This window comes from Streptomyces sp. NBC_00247 (genome assembly GCF_036188265.1).
Taxonomy (GTDB): Bacteria; Actinomycetota; Actinomycetes; order Streptomycetales; family Streptomycetaceae; genus Streptomyces.
Genome location: NZ_CP108093.1, coordinates 1,286,012 through 1,305,575, shown reverse-complemented (window position 1 = coordinate 1,305,575; position 19,564 = coordinate 1,286,012). Strand labels below are relative to the sequence as shown.

The window sequence follows — 19,564 nt, the reverse complement described above, 5'->3', positions numbered from 1 at the left end:
CGCGTGTCCCGCCCGGCCCTCCTCCCCGGGCCGGACGGGACACGCGGCGTCCCGCATCAGGGTTCCGTCAATACGGACACCCGGTCCGACCGCCATCCGAAATGCCCGGATCTCCGGGAGTAGCGTCGTCAGTGGCTGCCGCACGGGCCGCAGCCCGCGCAAGAGAAGACAATGGGGCCATGGCACGCGGCAAGCTTCGTATCTACCTGGGGGCGGCACCCGGCGTCGGCAAGACCTACGCCATGCTCTCGGAGGCCCACCGGCGCATCGAACGGGGCACCGACTGCGTCGTCGCCTTCGTCGAGCACCACGACCGGCCCCGTACCGAGGTGATGCTGCACGGCCTCGAACAGATCCGGCGGCGCGAGATCGAGTACCGCTCGGCGGTCTTCACCGAGATGGACGTGGACGCCGTACTGGAGCGGGCCCCCCAGGTCGCCCTCGTGGACGAGCTCGCCCACACCAACGTCCCCGGCGCCCGCAACGCCAAACGCTGGCAGGACGTCGAGGAACTCCTCCAGGCCGGCATCGACGTCGTCTCGACCGTCAACATCCAGCACCTGGAGTCGCTCGGCGACGTGGTCGAGTCGATAACCGGCGTCCGGCAGCGCGAGACCGTCCCCGATGAGGTCGTCCGCCGCGCCGACCAGATCGAACTGGTCGACATGTCGCCCCAGGCGCTGCGCCGCCGCATGGCCCACGGCAACATCTACAAGCCCGACAAGCTCGACGCGGCCCTCTCCAACTACTTCCGCCCCGGCAACCTCACCGCCCTGCGCGAGCTGGCCCTGCTCTGGGTCGCCGACCGGGTGGACGAGTACCTCCAGCAGTACCGGGGCGAGCACAACATCAGCTCCACCTGGCAGGCCCGCGAGCGCATCGTCGTGGGCCTCACCGGCGGGCCCGAGGGCCGCACCCTCATCCGCCGCGCCTCCCGGATGGCCGCGAAGGGCTCCGGCAGCGAGATCCTCGCCGTCTACATAGCCCGCAGCGACGGCCTCACCTCGGCCTCGCCCAAGGAGCTCACCGTCCAGCGGACCCTCGTAGAGGACCTGGGCGGGACCTTCCACCACGTCATCGGCGACGACATCCCGGCCGCCCTCCTCGCCTTCGCGCGCGGGGTCAACGCCACCCAGATCGTCCTCGGCTCCAGCCGCCGCAAGACCTGGCAGTACATCTACGGCCCCGGCGTGGGCGCCACCGTCGCCCGCGAGTCCGGGACCGACCTCGACGTCCACATCGTCACCCACGACGAGGTCGCCAAGGGCAGAGGACTGCCCATCGCCCGGGGCGCCCGGCTCGGGCGCGCCCGGATCATCTGGGGCTGGCTGGTCGGCGTCGGCGGTCCCGCCCTCCTCTCCGTACTCCTGCGCAGCATGGAGGACGGCCCCGGGCTCGCCAACGACGTCCTGCTCTTCCTCTTCCTGACGGTGGCCGCCGCCCTGCTCGGCGGCCTGCTGCCGGCACTCGCGTCCGCCGCCGCCGGGTCCCTGCTGCTGAACTACTGGTTCACCCCACCGACCCACACCCTGACCGTGCAGGACCCGGAGAACATCGTCGCCATCGTGATCTTCTTCGCGGTGGCGGTGTCGGTCGCCTCCGTGGTCGACCTCGCGGCGAGACGTACCCACCAGGCCGCACGACTGCGCGCGGAGTCGGAGATCCTCTCCTTCCTGGCCGGCAGCGTGCTGCGCGGCGAGACCACCCTGGACGCCCTGCTGGAACGGGTCCGCGAGACCTTCGCCATGGAGTCCGTCGCCCTGCTGGAACGGCAGAACGACGTCGAACCGTGGACCTGCGCGGGATCGGTCGGGCCCAGCCCGGTGACCCGGCCCGACGACGCCGACGTGGACATGCCGGTCGGCGACCACATGGCGCTCGCGCTCTCCGGCCGGGTGCTGCCCGCCGAGGACCGCCGGGTGCTCGGCGCGTTCGCCGCGCAGGCGGCCGTCGTACTGGACCGCCAGCGCCTGGTCGGCGAGGCCGAGAAGGCCCGCAGGCTCGCCGAGGGCAACCGCATCAGGACCGCCCTGCTGGCCGCCGTCAGCCACGACCTGCGCACCCCGCTCGCCGCCATCAAGGCGGCCGTCAGCTCGCTGCGCTCCGACGACGTCGCCTGGTCCGAGGACGACGAGGCCGAACTCCTCGAAGGCATAGAGAACGGCGCCGACCGCCTGGACCACCTGGTCGGCAACCTGCTCGACATGTCGCGCCTCCAGACCGGGACCGTCACCCCGCTGATCCGTGAGATCGACCTCGACGAGGTCGTCCCGATGGCGCTCGGAGGCGTACCCGAAGGCAGCGTCGAGCTCGACATCCCGGAGACCCTGCCGATGGTCGCCGTCGACCCCGGTCTGCTGGAGCGGACCGTGGCCAACGTCGTGGAGAACGCCGTCAAGTACAGTCCGGACGGCACGCCCGTCACCGTGGCCGCCAGCACGCTGGGCGACCGCGTCGAGCTCCGGGTATCCGACCGGGGTCCCGGCGTCCCCGACGAGGGCAAGCGGCGGATCTTCGAGCCGTTCCAGCGGTACGGCGACGCCCCGCGCGGTGCCGGGGTCGGCCTCGGCCTGGCCGTCGCCCGGGGGTTCGCCGAATCGATGGGCGGCACCCTCGACGCGGAGGACACCCCCGGCGGCGGCATGACCATGGTGCTCACGCTCAAGACGGCGGCCGACCACGTACCCGCCAGCCCCGACCTGTCCCCGCAGGTCACCTCGTGACGCCGTGACGGCGGGGGGCGAACAGCACGCCCGAGGCCGTCACACCCCCGACATCCGGGTGCAGCAGAATCTCTTCTCCGTACAGCAGCAGAAAGGCAGGACCGCGATGACCCGGGTGCTTGTGGTCGACGACGAGCCGCAGATCGTACGCGCCCTCGTGATCAACCTGAAGGCACGGAAGTACGAGGTCGACGCCGCGCCCGACGGGGCCACGGCCCTCCAGCTCGCCGCCGCCCGCCACCCCGACGTGGTGGTGCTGGACCTCGGGCTGCCCGACATGGACGGCGTCGAGGTCATCAGGGGACTCCGGGGCTGGACCCGGGTGCCGATCCTGGTCCTCTCCGCCCGGCACACCTCCGACGAGAAGGTGGAGGCGCTCGACGCGGGCGCCGACGACTACGTGACCAAGCCCTTCGGCATGGACGAGCTGCTCGCCCGGCTGCGGGCTTCGGTCCGCCGGGCGGAGCCGGTCGGCCCGGACGCCGCCGATGACGTGGTGATCGTCGAGACCGAGGGGTTCACCGTCGACCTGGCGGCCAAGAAGGTCCACCGTGAGGGCCGTGACGTCCGCCTCACCCCCACCGAGTGGCACCTGCTGGAGGTCCTGGTCCGCAACAGCGGCCGGCTGGTCAGCCAGAAGCAGCTCCTCCAGGAGGTCTGGGGCCCCTCCTACGGCACGGAGACCAACTACCTCCGGGTCTACATGGCCCAGCTCCGCCGCAAGCTGGAGGCCGACCCCTCGCACCCCCGGCATTTCGTCACCGAGCCGGGAATGGGCTACCGGTTCGAGCGCGGCTGAGCCGTCGCGGGTCCGTCGCGCGTCGCTGCGCGCGGGGCATGGCCATGCACTCGTCCGGGTGAGTTTTCCGGACCCCGCGACCGGCTCGCGAGACCGGTACTCTTCGGGTATGAGTGCTGTTCCTCGATTCGACAGAGCCGGGAAGGCGGAGCGGTCCACCGGGCGCTTCCGCCGCATGCTCGACCGGTTGTCCAGTTCCCAGGAGGACCTGGAGTCCGAGGAGCTCCAGGAGGACGCGCACGCGTCGGGGTGCACCCGCATCTCCGAATGCTCGGACCGCCAGATCGTCAAGGTGGCTGGTACGTTGCGGACCGTCACCCTGCGACCGCGTGCCGGAGTGCCCGCTCTGGAAGCGGAGCTCTTCGACGGCACCGCGCCGCTGGACGTGGTCTGGCTCGGCCGCCGCTCCATCGTCGGCATCGAACCAGGCCGCAGGCTCATCGTCTCGGGCCGCGTCGCCATGAGCCACGGGCGCCGGGTGCTGTTCAACCCCACATACGAATTGCGACCGCTGGGCAAGGAGTAGCCGGTGACGTCCGACGACAAGCCGACGCACGACGGGGACCGTACCCCGGACACGGATCAGCAGGACGCGACGAACAGGGCGGTCACCGAGGCCGCTCTCTTCGATGCGTTCGGCGGGGTCCGGGGGATGGTGGAGACCGTCCTGCCCGGACTGCTCTTCGTCACCATCTTCACCCTCAACAAGAACCTGCACGTCTCGGCCATCGCCGCGCTGGCGGTCTCGCTGCTGCTGGTCGTCGTCCGGCTGGTCCGCAAGGACACCGTCAAGCACGCGTTCAGTGGCGTTTTTGGTGTGGCCTTCGGTGTGGTCTTCGCGATGATCACGGGCAATGCCAAGGACTTCTACCTCCCGGGCATGCTCTACACGCTCGGCCTCGCGCTGGCCTATCTGATCACCACGCTGGCGGGCGTCCCGCTGATCGGGCTCATCCTCGGCCCGGTCTTCAAGGAGAACCTCTCCTGGCGGACCAGGAACCCCGGCCGCAAGCGCGCCTACGCCAAGGCCAGCTACGCCTGGGGCCTCATCCTGCTCGCCAAGTGCGCGATCCTCTTCCCGCTCTACTGGTGGGCCGACACCGCCCAGCTCGGCTGGGTGCTCGTCGGACTGAAGATCCCGCCGTTCCTGCTCGCCGTGTACCTCACCTGGGTCTTCCTGGCCAAGGCGCCGGCCCCGATCGACGTCTTCGCCGAGATGGAGGCCGCCGAGCAGGCGGAGAAGGACCGCGAGGCGGAGCGCGCCGCGGAGCGGGCCCGCGAGGCGGAGGCCGAGAACGCCCGCGGCGCGGAGACCGCGGCGGCACGGAACTACGACGCCTGACGGCACCCGGCACTCTCGCGTTCCGGCGGCGGCGGACACCTCACGGTGTCCGCCGCCGCCGCATGCCGGGCAGGCGTCAGGCGTCAGGCGTCGCCCATGATCAGACCCTCGATGGTGTGCTTCTGCGTCACGGGCACCAGCGTGTCGACGACCGCGCAGTCGAGGTGGCGGCGGACCCGCTCGGGCAGGCCCTCCCAGTACGACCGGGTCGCGGCGGTGTCGTGCCGGTCGCCGTTCGCGGCCTCCGGGCCGTCGACCCCGAGAACCAGCACGGGCCGGGGCTTCACCGAGTGGTTCGTGGTCCCGCGGTGGACGGTCAGGGCGCTGCGGGCGGAGATGTCGCCGCGCCGCGGGTACTTGCGTACGGCCCTCTCCGCGTAGCGCGGGTAGTGGGAGCGGGGCGGGAACATGCCGTGGCCGAACTCCGGACTGTCGTCCCACTGGGTGCCCGGCGCTATCTCGAAGGGACCCATGTCCTCCTCGGTGTCGACGGCCGTCACGTTGAAGGCGAGGGAGGTCAGCCGCCGTTCGGCACGGGTCTCCTCCGGCATCGGGAAGTCCCGGTGCCACGGTTGGTCGACCGCACCCGCGAGCGGGACGTCGAAGCCCAGCTCCACGATCCGGTAGTCGGGGCCGAGCACCGCCTCGCAGACGGACCGCACCCACGGGTGCTCGACGAGATCGACGAATCCCCGCAGCTGCTCGGGGTGGATCTCGACGTAGTAGCGGTGCGGGCCGCGCCCGACCGCGCCGCCGGGCCGCCCCAGCGCCTCCTGGAACGCCACCTCGACGTCCTCGCGGAGACGGTCGGTCCACTCCGGGGTGAACGCACCCTTCCGCGCGGTGATGCCGTCCGTGTACAGGGCCTCCACGTCGGGCGTCACGTCGGCATCGAGACCGGCCAGGGCCGTCCGGGGGTGGGCGTATCGGCTCACAGGTGCCTCCTGAGGGTTGAGCGGAGTGGGCTGCCGGTAGTTTTACATCGTTGATTGCAACGTGGCAATGATGGCGGCGCACATGTGCCACGATGTGGGGGTGAGCAGCAGCCTGAAGGACGTGGCCCTCCGCGCGGGAGTCTCCCCACGCACGGTGTCGAACGTGGTCAACGGCTCCGCGGCGGTCGCGGAGCCGACCCGCCTGCGGGTGCAGGAGGCGATCGACGAACTGGGCTACCGGCCCAACCTCGCCGCGCGCAGCCTGCGCGCGGGCCGCACCGGCATCATCGGACTCGCCATCCCGGAACTGCACTCGCCCTACTTCGCCGAGCTCGCCGGGCTGCTGGTGGACGAGGCCCGGCGCCGGTCGTGGACCGTGATCATCGACCAGACCCTCGGGGACGCGGAGGCGGAACGCCGCCTGCTCACCGGTGACGGGGGCCGCGTGATGGACGGGCTCGTCATCAGCCCCTGGGCCCTGAAGGCCCGGGACCTCACGGCCACCCCCCGCGCGCTGCCGGTCGTCCTGCTCGGCGAGCGGAGCCCCGACGGGCTGGCGGACCGGGTCGCGGTGGACAACGTGGCCGCGGCCGACGAGGCCACCACCCACCTGCTGGAGTGCGGACGCCGCCGCATCGCCGCCATCGGCCTCCAGCCGCACCTGGAGAACGGTACGGCGGACCAGCGGGCGGAAGGCTACCGGCGGGCGCTGCGCCGGGCCGGTGTCGAACCCCGCCCCGCGTGGGAGCGCCCCGTGGCCTCGCTGCACCGCAGTGACGGGGCCCGTGCCATGGCGGACCTGCTCGACGGCGACGGGACCGGAGGGGGTGGCGACGCGGGAGGCCGTGACGGGACCGGACGGAGCGGCGGCGGCCCGAGAGACGGTGACGGGACCGGACGGAGCGGCGGCGGCCCGAGAGACGGTGACGGGACCGGACGGAGTGGCGGTGGCAGGGGAGGCGGCGGCGACGCCGTCCCCGACGCGGTGTTCGCGTTCAGCGACGAACTGGCTCTGGGCGCCCTGCACACGGCTCGTGCGCGGGGCGTGCGGGTGCCGGAGGACCTGGCGATCGTCGGTTTCGACGACATCGAGGACGGCCGTTTCAGCTTCCCCGGTCTCACCACGGTCTCGCCCGACAAGCACCAGATCGCCGCGCGGGCCCTGCAGTGCCTGGCCGACCGCATCTACAGCCCCCGCAACGAGCTGCCCGCCCACGACCTGACGATCCCGCACCGGCTGATCGTCCGGGGGAGCACCGTCCCCGGGGCGTGACCCCGGCGGAGAGCGGGGCCCGTGGACTCGGGGAACCCGGGCGTGGAAGAGGGCCGGGACCGAGTGCGTACCCCTCGGTCCCGGCCCTCTTCGCCGTCACGCTGCCCTGCCGGGCCGCCTCAGTCCTCGGCCGGCTCGCCTCAGTCCTCGGCCGACTCGTCCCGGCGTACCGACAGGAGGTCCTCCAGCTGCTCCTCGCGGGCCTGCGCGGCCACGAACAGCAGCTCGTCGCCGGCCTCCAGCGTCTCCTCGGGGCTCGGGGTGAGCACCCGCGTACCCCGGATGATGGTGACCAGGGAGGTGTCCTCGGGCCACTCCACCTCGCCGACCTGAGTACCGGCCACGGCCGACTCGGGGGGCAGGGTCAGCTCGACCAGGTTGGCGTCGCCGTGGCTGAAGCGCAGCAGCCGGACCAGGTCGCCGACGCTCACCGCCTCTTCCACCAGCGCCGACATCAGACGCGGGGTGGAGACCGCGACGTCGACGCCCCAGGACTCGTTGAAGAGCCACTCGTTCTTGGGGTTGTTGACGCGGGCCACGACCCTCGGCACCCCGTACTCGGTCTTCGCGAGCAGGGAGACGACCAGGTTGACCTTGTCGTCACCGGTCGCCGCGATCACGACGTTGCAGCGCTGGAGCGCCGCCTCGTCGAGCGAGGTGATCTCGCAGGCGTCGGCGAGGAGCCACTCGGCCATCGGGACCCGCTCCACCGAGATGGCGGTGGGAGCCTTGTCGACGAGCAGGACCTCGTGCCCGTTCTCCAGCAGCTCGGCCGCGATGGAACGGCCCACCGCGCCGGCTCCGGCAATCGCCACGCGCATCAGTGACCGCCTTCCTCGGGGCCCTCGGCGAAGGCCGCCTCGACCTTCGCGACCTCGTCCGTACGCATCATCACGTGGACCAGGTCACCCTCCTGCAGCACCGTCTGGGACGAGGGCAGGATCGCTTCGCCCAGGCGGGTGAGGAAAGCCACACGCACCCCGGTCTCCTCCTGGAGCGTGCTGATCTTGTGACCGATCCAGGCGGGGGTGGTGTGCACCTCGGCGAGCTGCACACCGCCGCTCGGGTCGCGCCACAGCGGCTCGGCGCCGGACGGCAGCAGCCGCCGCAGCATCTGGTCCGCCGTCCAGCGGACCGTGGCCACGGTGGGGATGCCGAGGCGCTGGTAGACCTCCGCGCGGCGGGGGTCGTAGATGCGGGCCGCGACGTTCTCGATGCTGAACATCTCGCGGGCCACCCGGGCGGCGATGATGTTCGAGTTGTCGCCGCTGCTGACCGCGGCGAAGGCACCGGCTTCCTCGATACCCGCCTCGCGGAGGGTGTCCTGGTCGAAGCCGACCCCGGTGACACGACGGCCACCGAACCCGGAACCGAGGCGTCGGAACGCCGTGGGGTCCTGATCGATCACGGCGACCGTGTGCCCCTGCTGTTCCAAGGTCTGCGCGAGAGCTGCTCCGACTCGCCCGCAGCCCATGATGACGATATGCACCCTGTGCCTACCTCGCAGTCCTGGTCGTCCGGCTGACCTGCGAAAACACTGTGCTCACAACTCTCTCTCGGCTTTCCGCGCAAAGAAACGGGGCAACCACGTCCGTCGTTGCCCGGGGATGAGCTTAAGCGGCATCCCCGTGCCCGCCTCAACCGAGTCTGCGTTCGGCCGGGCGCCTCGGCAAAGGCGGAGCGCGCCCCGGTGCAAGACGAGCGAAAGCGGCGGCAAAGGCGGAGTAAAGAGGGAGGGCGGGAAGGGCTGGGGCAGGCGCCGGAGCGCCGCTCGGGGCCGCGAGGCCCACGAGAGCCGGCGGAACCGTCACCCGCGGGTGACCCCCGGTGCCGGGACGGAAGCGCGGTGTCACACCCGTTCGGCCGGGCGCAAGGATTCCGTTAAGGTTTGCGACTCCTTTTCCGCTGATCGCAGGAGATTGGGGTGGAACGGGGTAGCGGAGGACCGCGGGCCCCCGGCCAACGCTTACGATCCTCTGCGTGTCCAAACTGACCGACGTGCCCAAACGGATCCTGATCGGACGGGCGCTGCGCAGCGACAAGCTGGGAGAAACCCTTCTCCCCAAGCGCATCGCCCTCCCCGTCTTCGCATCCGACCCGCTGTCCTCGGTGGCGTACGCCCCGGGAGAAGTTCTCCTGGTGCTCTCCATCGCGGGCGTGTCGGCGTACCACTTCAGCCCGTGGATCGCGGTCGCCGTCGTGGTCCTGATGTTCACGGTCGTCGCCTCGTACCGGCAGAACGTCCACGCCTACCCGAGCGGCGGCGGCGACTACGAGGTCGCCACCACCAACCTCGGACCCAAGGCCGGACTCACCGTCGCCAGTGCGCTGCTCGTCGACTACGTCCTCACCGTCGCCGTGTCGATCTCCTCCGGCGTGGAGAACCTCGGATCGGCGATCCCCTTCGTCATCGAGCACAAGACGCTCGCCGCCATCGCGGCGATCGTGCTGCTGACGCTGATGAACCTGCGCGGAGTGAAGGAGTCGGGGAAGCTCTTCGCCATCCCCACCTACCTCTTCGTGGTGGGCGTCTTCATCATGATCGCCTGGGGAGCCTTCCGCGGGCTGATCCTCGGTGACGACATGCACGCGCCGACCGCGGACTTCACGATCAAGCCCGAACACGGGGGACTGGCCGGTTTCGCGCTGGTCTTCCTGCTGCTGCGCGCCTTCTCCTCCGGATGTGCCGCGCTCACCGGTGTCGAGGCGATCAGCAACGGCGTACCCGCCTTCCGCAAGCCGAAGAGCAAGAACGCCGCGAACACCCTCGCGATGATGGGCCTGCTGGCCGTCACCATGTTCTGCGGGATCATCGCGCTGGCCATGGTCACCGACGTGAAGATGGCCGAGAACCCGGCGAAGGACCTGTTCCACAACGGCGCTTCCGTCGGCTCCGGCTTCACCCAGGACCCGGTGATCTCACAGGTCGCCGCAGCGGTCTTCGGGGACGGTTCCTTCCTCTTCGTCCTCCTCGCCGCGGCCACCGCCCTGGTGCTCTTCCTCGCGGCCAACACCGCGTACAACGGCTTCCCGCTGCTCGGCTCGATCCTTGCCCAGGACCGCTACCTGCCGCGCCAGCTCCACACCCGCGGCGACCGGTTGGCCTTCTCCAACGGCATCGTGCTGCTGGCCGGCGCGGCCATCCTGCTGGTCTGGATCTACGGAGCGGACTCCACCCGCCTGATCCAGCTCTACATCGTCGGCGTCTTCGTCTCGTTCACCCTCAGCCAGACCGGCATGGTCCGGCACTGGAACCGCCACCTGCGCACCGAGACGGACCCGGCCAAGCGCCGCCACATGGTCCGCTCGCGCGCCATCAACACCTTCGGCGCGTTCTTCACCGGCCTGGTGCTGGTCGTCGTCCTCGCCACCAAGTTCACCCACGGTGCCTGGGTCGCGCTGCTCGGCATGGTGATCTTCTACGGCACGATGACCGCGATCCGTAAGCACTACGACCGGGTCGCCCGCGAGATCGCCGCCGACGAGACCCCCTCCGACGAGACCGTCCGGCCCTCGCGGGTCCACGCCATCGTCCTGGTCTCCAAGCTCCACCGCCCCACCCTGCGCGCCCTCGCCTACGCCAAGCTGATCCGCACGGACCACCTGGAGGCGCTCTCCATCAGCGTGGACCCGCAGGAGACCAAGGCACTGCGCGAGGACTGGGAGCGGCGCGGCATCAACGTCCCGCTCAAGATCCTCGACTCCCCGTACCGCGAGGTGACCCGTCCGGTCATCGAGTACGTCAAGGGGCTGCGCCGGGAGAGCCCGCGCGACGTGGTGAGCGTGTACATCCCCGAGTACGTCGTCGGGCACTGGTACGAGCACCTGCTGCACAACCAGAGCGCGCTGCGCCTGAAGGGGCGGCTGCTCTTCACCCCGGGGGTCATGGTCACCTCGGTGCCGTACCAGCTGGAGTCCTCCGAGGTCGCGAAGAAGCGGGCCCGCAGGCGCGCGGAGTGGACCGCCCCGGGCTCCGTCCGGCGCGGACCGGTCGAGCGCCGGCCCAAGGAGCAGGTGAAGAAGCCCTGAGGCGGAGGTCGGGGTCGGTGAGGTCGGGCCGGCCCCGCCCCTCGGGCGCTCCATGGTGAACGGCCGGGCGACTCCCACGTAGACTGGTGGGCTGTTGTCCGGCCGTGTGCGTCGGACCGCTCGGGCCGCCGTCCGGCAGGGGCCGCGGGAGCCCGTCCACGCCCGTCGGCCCGTGCACGTCTTCTGCTCGCCTTGTTCGCTGTTCGCTTCCCCCGAATCTCTGGAGCCTCCCCTCATGCAGAACGCATCCACGTCGTCGCTGGTCGGGGAGGAGTACGAGGTCGAGGTCGGGCCCGTCGCGCACGGAGGCCACTGCATCGCCCGTACGGCCGAGGGCCGCGTGCTCTTCGTACGCCACACGCTCCCCGGCGAGAAGATCGTCGCCCGCGTCACGGACGGCGACACCGACTCCCGCTTCCTGCGCGCCGACGCCGTCACCGTCATCGAGGCGTCCAAGGACCGCGTTCCCGCACCGTGCCCGTACGCCGGCCCCGGCATGTGCGGCGGCTGCGACTGGCAGCACGCCAAGCCGGGCGCCCAGCGCCGGCTCAAGGGCGAGGTCATCGCCGAGCAGCTCCAGCGCCTCGCGGGCCTCACCCCGGAAGAGGCCGGCTGGGACGGCACCGTCATGCCCGCCGAGGGCGACAAGCTCCCCGCCGGCGAGGTGCCCGCCTGGCGCACCCGTGTCCAGTACGCCGTCGACGACGAGGGCAACGCGGGACTGCGCAAGCACCGCTCCCACGACGTCCAGCCGATCGACCACTGCATGATCGCCGCCCCCGGCGTCACCGAACTGGGCATCGAGAAGCGCAGCTGGCCGACGCTGGCCGGCGTCGAGGCGATCTCCGCCACCGGCTCCCACGACCGCCAGGTCGTCCTCACCCCGAAGCCCGGCGGCCGGCTGCCCCTGGTCGAGCTCGACAAGCCGGTCTCCGTCCTGCGCGTCGAGGAGCACGACGGCGGCATCCACCGCGTCCACGGGCGCGCCTTCGTCCGCGAGGTCGCCGACGACCGCACCTACCGTGTCGGCTCCGGCGGCTTCTGGCAGGTCCACCCGCAGGCCGCCACCACGCTGGTCCGCGCCGTCATGCAGGGCCTGCTGCCCCGCAAGAACGACACCGCCCTCGACCTCTACTGCGGCGTCGGCCTCTTCGCCGGCGCCATCGGCCAGCGCATCGGCGAGAAGGGCGCGGTCCTCGGCATCGAGTCCGGCAAGCGCGCCGTCGAGGACGCCCGCCACAACCTGAAGGACCTCGACCGGGTCCGCATCGAACACGGCAAGGTCGACCAGGTCCTGCCCCGCACCGGCATCACCGAGTGCGACCTCATCGTCCTCGACCCGCCCCGCGCCGGCGCCGGCAAGCAGGTCGTCAAGCACCTCTCGGGTCTGGGCGCCCGCAAGATCGCTTACGTCGCCTGCGACCCGGCCGCGCTCGCGCGCGACATCGCGTACTTCCGCGAGGGCGGGTACAAGGTCCGGACGCTGCGGGCGTTCGACCTGTTCCCGATGACGCACCACGTGGAGTGCGTGGCGATTCTGGAGCCGGTGAAGAAGGACGACTGACCTGCGGTTTTCCGGGTGCGCGGTATGTGCCGTGTGGGCGTTACGGGCGATATCTTGACGCTGGAACGACGCTCGTTCCGATGGGGCGTCAGGAGTCGCTGAGCGGTTCGAGCCCGGTTTCGAGATGCATCATGTCGGTGAAGGCTCAGCGTGCGCTTCTCGGCACCCCGTCCGTCAGGCGCTTACGGCCGACATAGCCGATACGGATCTTGCCTTCCTCGGTGATCAGGCGTAGGTGGATGCGTCCTGGGCTGGGGTTGAACCGGCAATGGAGGCTGAACAGCTTTTTACTGCCGTCAAAGTCCGTAAAGGTGCAGAGGCCTTGCTTGATACGGGTCTCGCTCTCGGGAACGACCTTGGCGGCCCAGGACGGTTCCGATTGCCCGGGGTGCCAGTTCTCCGCAGCGGTGTTGAGACGGAGCAGCTCCTGGCGGACGGATGGCAGGGACGCGTTGGTCAGGTCGAGGAGGTTCTGCTCCACATCGGGTACGAGCTGTAGGTGCGGGAACAGGGTCTCGCGCTGTGCCCACAGCTTCGCCCCCGTGGTCACCGCGGCCGCGGCGGTGTCGCGGATCCACTCCTCGTGCTCCACGACGTGAGCGCCCGAGGCGATGTGCCGGACATCGGCCACGCCGTGGAGGTAGCCGTTCTCGTCGACGGTCTCGTACGCGACCTTGAGCCAGGGCACTTTCCAGCAGATGCCGGTGGGGAGGCTGACGGCCGGAGAGTTCATCAGGTGGGCGGCGGCCAGGCCGAGGACGGGCGTCCCGTCGTGGCGGTAGTCGGAGTCCTGGTCGTCCGGCGGCTTCGGCAGGACACCGGCGAGAGGGGCCTTGCGCTGTAGTGTCCGGCGCATGAACTGCCAGGCGTCATGGTTGCGGGGCTCGTTGCGCCACTGCTGGAGGTAGTAGCCCGGGGCGATTTCCAGATTTTCCATGGGAACTTCGCTCACCAGCGTGGTGCCCTGATAGATCTTCCACGTGCTGCGGCAGACCTGGATGAAGTCGTGCATGGCCTCGTCGGCCTGCTCCTGTGTGATCGATGACGTACATGACTTCTCGTTGAAGAACAGCATGAGCACGCGGGCGGGTCCCCTCCCCTGGAACGTAACTGTGAACGCTTGTGACGACTCGGTCGATCAGTCCAGAAGCTGGTCGAGCGTGTGGTCGGTCTCGTCGAAGAAGCCTTCTGGCCACTCGGAGAGCATGCCGTCGTCGCCTACGGAGGGAGTGACGATTTCCACCTCCGTACCATTGCCGCGGAAGTAGTGGATGGCGGTTTCCGCAGCAGCGAGGCGACCCTGCTTGACGGCGAGACGGGTGCCGTCGAGGACGTGGTCGCTGTGTGTCTCGACGATCAGCTGGGCGCCGGCCGAGGCGGCCGCAGCGATGAGCGCCGCCATCCTGGACTGGCCGCGCGGGTGCAGATGCGCCTCCGGGTTCTCCAGGAGGATCAGGCTTCCGGGGACGGCCGACAGGCAGGCCACCACGATCGGCAGCGCGTACGTGAGTCCGAAGCCGACGTTGGTGGGTCGTCGCCGACGGGAGGAGTTCAAGCCGGATGTGCCGCCGAAGCCGTAGCTCAGGCGGACGGAGTCGACTCCAGGGATCTCGGTCGCTTCCAGACTGATGCCGGGGCAGAGCTCCTGCATCCATGCTCCGACGTGGGAGAGGAGTGTGTTGCCGTCGGCGGACGGATGGCGCAGTGGGCCATCCGGGACGACGTCCTCGGCGTGGTGGCGTAGGAAATTGACGGTGTGCTCCCCCCGAGACCCGAGGAAGCCGCGCCCGATGGCCTGGTGGTGCGATCGGGGGTAGAGAGTCGCGGGAACGATGCGATCGGCCTTGAGGTATTGGAAGCGGCGAGAGAAGAGCGGAAGGTCGGCCGATTCCTCGGAGCCGGTGGAGGAATGCCGCAGTGGCAGGACATCCAGTTCCGGGGCATATCGGGCGGACCAGACGCGCGAAGCCTGGTCCACCGCGAGGAACTCGATAGTGATGAACGGGTCGGGCTCGTCACCGTGACCTACGAAGTCCTCGTGCAGGACGTCCTGGCCGACGCCCAGCTCCACCAGCTCCCCGTTGAGGAGCAATCCACCTCGTACGTCGGTGTCGCCGTCGGTGGACCGCAGGATTCCGGAATCGTAGGACTGCCGCAAGAGGGCCAGGGACTGGAGGACTGTGCTCTTGCCGGAGGAGTTGAGGCCGGTGAGCAGGGTGACCGGGGCGAGCCGGATCTCGGCGGACCGGAAGGCCTTGAAGTTGGTCAGTGACAACTGCTCGATCACTGTTCGATGCCTCCGTGATTCATCAGGATGTCGTGGAAGAGACGGTGGATCCGCTGAAACCTGAGCGCGACCTTGGCCCGGTCACCGGTACCCACCGACACAGCACGCTCGAAGGCCCGGTCGGTCATGAGCTGTTGGAAACTTTCGATCACTTCCTCGCGGGATGCCACAAGAGCGGACCGCTCGTTGTTCGAGAGTTCGGCGAGGTTGACGGCGATTGCCTCGAAGATGGCTTTGTTGATGGGGGACCGGCGCCGCTGGTTGGGATACAGCTTGCGGAAGGCGTGACCGTCGAAAATCTGCTCAGCAGTGAGCATCGCGCGCTTGAAGTCCTCCGCGTGCGCGTCCCGTTCTTCAGGGGTGAGCCTGTTGATCTGCCGCATGGTGCGGGCGAGGAACTGGTCGAAGTCCTGGGCCCTGAAGGAGTCCGGCGGAGCGAGCCGGAAGGCCAGTGTGCGCAGCACCATCTCCCGGTCGGCCATGCGTTCGCTGTAGACGCCGTTGCCGGTCGCGGACTTGAACTCCTGCGACTCGGCGAGCGAGGACAGAAGACCCCGGGCCGGCCCCGGCACGAGGGCATGCCGGATTTCCTGGCGCGTGAGGGGGAGACCCCCCGTGTTGATGCGGGCGAAAATGTTGAACTTGACCGCTTCCGGAGTGCCGGGGCGGATCACATGGACAACGACCTGCGTCTCGTTGAGCCGGATCTGCAGCCGCCCCGAGAGGCCGTCATAGGTTGTGCCGGCGAACTCTTTGTGCAGGTACTCCAGGCCCCGCAGTCGTAGCGGCCCTTTTTCGATTCCCGTCATCCGGGCGAGAGCGTCCGGAGTGATGAACCTAGCGATCGCCGTCAAACGCTGGATGCCGTCGACGATCGCCCAGGAGCTGTCCTGCGACCAGGAACCGTCCTCCAGTTCGGCCGCGTAGAAGGAGGGGATCGGAATCCGGAGCAGAAGGGATTCGATCAGCCGGCTCTGCTGTTCGTCCGACCAGATGCCGGCGCGCCTCTGAAAGTCCGGCGCGAGGTCGATCATGCCATTACTCAACCGCGACATCAGGAGGTTGATGGTCGGGTTGAGGGTCTGAATCTCGATCTTGGAAGGGTCGTACGGTGCGGTGATCCGGTCGTCGTCAGCCTCGGTGGCGGGGAGCTCCAGCTCCACGTCGGTTCCCCTGCCGTCGGCGCCGACCTCGACTCGGAACCCTTCGTCGGCCTCCCCCGGGTCCTGGTCCTGATAGCGGCTGAACACCGACTGCTGATCCTTTGGCACAGGGAAGCGGCCACCGCTTGTGCCGGTGCTGTCCTCCAACGACATACGTCCTCGCGTTCCGGTTCATCGACGGGCGGAGTCGGATTCCTTCGGGACGATTCTGCCTGATGAGCCGCTTGAGCTGTGCTTGACGGCCGCCGACCAGCCGCGCATGAAGGCCGGCCGGTAGGTCACAGGGCTCGGATCGGGTGGGGGTCGGGTAGGTACGGGGACGGTCGACAGCCGGGACACTGATGATCCGGTACGGACCTCTGCCGCACTTGCCCGGCGGCGCCGCGAGCCGCTACCCCGGCCGCACGCTTCCCTGGGAACCGAGAGCGCGTCCTGCCCCGGCTGATTGCCCTCGCGGCGGTCCGGCTCGGCCCCCGCATCCATCAGACCTCGGTGGCACCGGCGGCACTTTCGAAGAGCGACAATTGCTCATCGCTCTCGGCTGGTTCCGGTACCCGCGCCAGCCCCGGTGCCGCGGCCACGTCTGGGTTCGTGTCCGCCGTCTGGTCCGTCTCCGCAGCCGAGTCCTCGTCCGCGCGGGTGGGGAGCACGTACTCCTGGGACAGGCCCGCGAGATGAAGTGGCAACGGCAGGCTCAGCGCGTCGGGCAGGTCAGGGGCCTGCCTCAACTGGTGGACCGCCAGGGCCAGGGCCTCGGGAACGTCGCCGTCCTGCGGATGGCAGCCGACCACCGCGAGTTCGACCAGGCCCGGATTCCAGGCGGCCTCGCCCGTGTCGATGGTCAGCTTGCCCTTGGTGTTGACCCGGGGGGCGAGTTTGTCCGCTGCCACCGACAGCTTGAAGGTCTGGGCCTTGGGCGTGGTCGACCAGAAGACACGGGCCTCTGCCGGCGGGGTGGAAGGGTCCGTCCAGAGGTGGGCCGGGAGGCCGTTCGCGCGGTCCGGGTCCGGGTTCAGGCCCCACCACTGCGGCGTCTCGCGTCCGCGCGCGCTGCGTACGCGGATGATCCGAAGGTCCGGATCGAGGCGGCGGGCGGGAGCGTGACCGCCTCGGAACTTGTCCGTGACCACCTTGCCGTCCTGCAGCCACGTCCAGTGCGAGCGCATGTTCTGGCCGTGTGCCAGCAATGCGGTGGGGGCGCCTCGCACGGAGCGCAGCACCTTCTCCAGCCACTCCTCCGCGGCCCGGCGCTGCTCCGCCATGTCCGACCACCAGGACGGAAGGCGTGCGGGCTCCTCGCCGCCACGAGGCACGGGGACGACACGGTGGGGCACCTCTGCGCGGCGGGTGAGCCGCAACAGCATGACCGGGTACGGGACCCAGGCCCTGGTCTCCTCGTCCCAGCCCTGCACCCGGGCGGAGCCTTCTCCCGACGGCTGGGGTGTGACGAGGACCGCGACGGGGACATGCCCGGCCCACCGGGTGCGGCTACGCGCGTTCTTGCGCACCATCCAGATCGCCAGATAACGCAAGTCGGGTGGCAGTTGATGGCCGAGACTGTGTTCGGGGTGTACCCGCACGCCCAGCTGCCGGAGCCCGTCGTCCCACGCCTTGGCGGCGCGAAACTCGGCGTTCTTCTCGCTGTTGTAGCCCTTGACCTTCTTCGGTACTGCCAGGAACTGCGTCAGCACCCTGGCATCGGCACACCCCAGGCGCAGCGCGAACTTCGGATCGTGGGCGGAGGAGGAGAAGTCCTTCGCACGGTCGAGCTCCACCAGGGCGAGTTCGGGTGTGGACAGGACACCGTCGCCCTTGACGAAGTCGGCGGTCTGGGCACGGCGTACACCCAGTGCGGACGTGACGGCGTCACGGGAGTGCCGTACGCCTTCGGGCAGCGGCAGGTCGCCACCGAGGATCCGGGGCAGTTTCACGCAGCGAAGCCGAACGACGAGTTCTGGCATCTGCCATTCGAGAACCACCGGATCGGTGTCGTAAGCCGTCGGAGTTTCAGGGGCGCCTCCGTCGCCCTTCAGGTCGAGATGGGCGATGAGGGCGGCGATCGCGGTGTCCCGCATCACGGGGGTCTGCCACAACAGGCGCGTCTCCAGAACGGGAATCTCGTCGGGGGCGGCTTCGGAAGTGAGGTCGCCCAGTGCGAAGGCCGTACCCTTCCGCCTGGCTTCGGCACGCCGCAGATTCGCCTCCGCCTTCTTGGCGGGATTCGAGGGGTCCTGGCGGGGGTTGGCGGGTGTGCTGCCGGAGAGACGGGTGCGGACCAGTGCCGGGGAAGGGCACATTTCTTCGGGTAGCGCTTTCTCGGCCCACTCGGTGATGGCGGAGCGCTGGTCGGACATCAGGCCCACCCCCACCTCGTGCGAACCCATGGCCGTGCTGTGCACGACGGCAGCACGCATGTCGTCCTGGAGCCACTCGGCCGGCGCGGTGAGAAGGGCTTCGGCGTCGGGGAAGGATTCCGTGAGGGAGACGTTGCGAAGCATCCCGGCGGGCCCGCCCCCCACCCAGTCGTGGTTTCCCTGGAGCCAAGCGAGACGGGCCACCGCGAACCGCTCGCTCAGCGGGGCGCCCGGCAGCCAGGGAACCCGCGGACGCAGCAGGACCGTGGTCCTACGGCCGAAAGGCAGGTGGAGCCTGCCGGACTTCGCCCCGGTCCGGGTGGCGTACCTACGGATGTGGGTGTGCAGGTGGAACCGCGGCAGCGGGTCGAAGGGGACCGTCTGGAGGGTGATGTTCAGGACCACCGAGTACCACTCCGTGCCTCGCTGGGCATCATGCGGCAAGGCCTGCGACACCAACTCGGCCCCTTGGTCCTGAGGTCCGCGCGGCATGGCCCGGAAGTGGAGACGTCCGGCTCCGAAGTCGTAAGGCTCCAGTGAGAGGATCCTGCGGGCGAGCCAGTCGGTGGTCAGCTGGAAGTGGCGGGCATCCGGAGCGGCGGTGCCACCCGCGGTCGTGGGACAGCGCAGCAGCTCCACCGCGACGTCCTCCTCCCAATGGGGCGGCTCCTCCTGGAACAGCGCCCTGACCTCGGCCACCCGTGACCGGTGCTCGGGTTCCGGTCGAAGGTCGCGGAGCCAAGCACCCAGCAGACCCTGCAGTGCCGGGCCGGGCAGCGGGTCGGGGCACGCGTGGGGTGCGTACAACCAGAAGCCGGGCCCCTCCCCCCGATACTGCGAGGGGCGCGGCCGTACCAGTAGATCGGGAGCGAAAGCCTGCATGACCTGGTCAATACGCCAGGTCGGAACCGTCTCCCAGTGCTTCTCACGGCCCACGTTGCACAGGTCGAGCAGGGCGTCGCGCCACTGCTCGGGAAACGGAAGCGCGCGGTACCGCGCGATGTGGGAGGCGTCCGGGGAGACCGGACGCCAGGAGGCGGTCCGGACGGATTCGTAACGAAGGGCCATGGCAAGTCGCCTTAATGTAAGGGGCGG

At 69.7% G+C, this 19,564-nt stretch carries 14 protein-coding genes; 7 read left to right on the top strand and 7 right to left on the bottom strand.

All coding sequences use genetic code 11. The annotated features are described in order from the left end of the window. The first annotated feature begins 179 nt into the window (after positions 1 to 179). The 4 genes from OHT52_RS05140 to OHT52_RS05125 all read left to right on the top strand — a co-directional run bounded on the left by OHT52_RS05140 (position 180) and on the right by OHT52_RS05125 (position 4,864). Positions 180 to 2,723, top strand: a complete 2,544-nt coding sequence (locus OHT52_RS05140; protein ID WP_328718941.1) for a sensor histidine kinase KdpD — start codon at positions 180 to 182, stop codon at positions 2,721 to 2,723. Between the two features lie 106 nt (positions 2,724 to 2,829). Then, positions 2,830 to 3,522 carry a response regulator gene (locus OHT52_RS05135; RefSeq protein ID WP_328718940.1) on the top strand — a complete coding sequence of 231 codons (693 nt, stop codon included), beginning with the start codon at positions 2,830 to 2,832 and terminating at the stop codon, positions 3,520 to 3,522. Positions 3,523 to 3,697: 175 nt separating this feature from the next. Next, entirely contained in the window at positions 3,698 to 4,048 is a 351-nt protein-coding gene (locus tag OHT52_RS05130; RefSeq protein ID WP_328723620.1) for an OB-fold nucleic acid binding domain-containing protein, read from the top strand. Between the two features lie 3 nt (positions 4,049 to 4,051). Then, positions 4,052 to 4,864, top strand: a complete 813-nt coding sequence (locus tag OHT52_RS05125) for a DUF3159 domain-containing protein (protein WP_328718939.1) — start codon at positions 4,052 to 4,054, stop codon at positions 4,862 to 4,864. Between the two features lie 83 nt (positions 4,865 to 4,947). On the opposite strand, the gene OHT52_RS05120 is transcribed toward OHT52_RS05125, so the two are convergent. Further along, the gene (locus tag OHT52_RS05120) at positions 4,948 to 5,769 is read right to left on the bottom strand and encodes a phytanoyl-CoA dioxygenase family protein (protein ID WP_328723619.1); all 822 of its coding nucleotides are present in this window, start codon (positions 5,767 to 5,769) and stop codon (positions 4,948 to 4,950) included. A 130-nt stretch (positions 5,770 to 5,899) separates the two neighbouring features. Here OHT52_RS05120 and OHT52_RS05115 point away from each other — a divergent pair, with 130 nt between their 5' ends. Continuing rightward, positions 5,900 to 7,072, top strand: coding sequence for a LacI family DNA-binding transcriptional regulator (locus OHT52_RS05115; protein ID WP_328718938.1), 1,173 nt, complete (start codon positions 5,900 to 5,902; stop codon positions 7,070 to 7,072). A gap of 140 nt (positions 7,073 to 7,212) precedes the next feature. On the opposite strand, the gene OHT52_RS05110 is transcribed toward OHT52_RS05115, so the two are convergent. Beyond that, on the bottom strand, positions 7,213 to 7,893 hold the full coding sequence (locus OHT52_RS05110; RefSeq protein WP_328718937.1) for a potassium channel family protein: 681 nt from the start codon (positions 7,891 to 7,893) through the stop codon (positions 7,213 to 7,215). Continuing rightward, a complete protein-coding gene (locus OHT52_RS05105; protein ID WP_266709960.1) occupies positions 7,893 to 8,561 on the bottom strand; it encodes a potassium channel family protein in 669 nt (222 codons plus the stop codon). Before OHT52_RS05105 ends, OHT52_RS05110 begins: the two co-directional genes overlap by 1 nt. 491 nt (positions 8,562 to 9,052) lie before the next feature. On the opposite strand from OHT52_RS05105, the gene OHT52_RS05100 reads away from it, so the two are divergent. Both OHT52_RS05100 and OHT52_RS05095 read left to right on the top strand, forming a co-directional pair. After that, on the top strand, positions 9,053 to 11,101 hold the full coding sequence (locus OHT52_RS05100; protein ID WP_328718936.1) for an APC family permease: 2,049 nt from the start codon (positions 9,053 to 9,055) through the stop codon (positions 11,099 to 11,101). Between the two features lie 235 nt (positions 11,102 to 11,336). Then, positions 11,337 to 12,665: a class I SAM-dependent RNA methyltransferase gene (locus tag OHT52_RS05095; RefSeq protein ID WP_328718935.1), complete on the top strand. Its 1,329-nt coding sequence runs from the start codon at positions 11,337 to 11,339 to the stop codon at positions 12,663 to 12,665. 145 nt (positions 12,666 to 12,810) lie between these two features. On the opposite strand, the gene OHT52_RS05090 is transcribed toward OHT52_RS05095, so the two are convergent. The 4 genes from OHT52_RS05090 to OHT52_RS05075 all read right to left on the bottom strand — a co-directional run bounded on the left by OHT52_RS05090 (position 12,811) and on the right by OHT52_RS05075 (position 19,537). Beyond that, entirely contained in the window at positions 12,811 to 13,746 is a 936-nt protein-coding gene (locus OHT52_RS05090; RefSeq protein WP_328718934.1) for a hypothetical protein, read from the bottom strand. Between the two features lie 57 nt (positions 13,747 to 13,803). After that, positions 13,804 to 14,952 (bottom strand): AAA family ATPase, encoded by a 1,149-nt coding sequence (locus tag OHT52_RS05085; RefSeq protein WP_328718933.1) that lies wholly within the window; start codon positions 14,950 to 14,952, stop codon positions 13,804 to 13,806. Further along, complete coding sequence (locus tag OHT52_RS05080; RefSeq protein WP_328718932.1) at positions 14,949 to 16,268, bottom strand: DUF262 domain-containing protein; 1,320 nt, start codon at positions 16,266 to 16,268, stop codon at positions 14,949 to 14,951. The genes OHT52_RS05085 and OHT52_RS05080 overlap by 4 nt, the downstream gene beginning before the upstream one ends. 329 nt (positions 16,269 to 16,597) lie before the next feature. After that, the gene (locus tag OHT52_RS05075; protein ID WP_328718931.1) at positions 16,598 to 19,537 is read right to left on the bottom strand and encodes a pPIWI_RE module domain-containing protein; all 2,940 of its coding nucleotides are present in this window, start codon (positions 19,535 to 19,537) and stop codon (positions 16,598 to 16,600) included. Between the last annotated feature and the right edge of the window lie 27 nt (positions 19,538 to 19,564).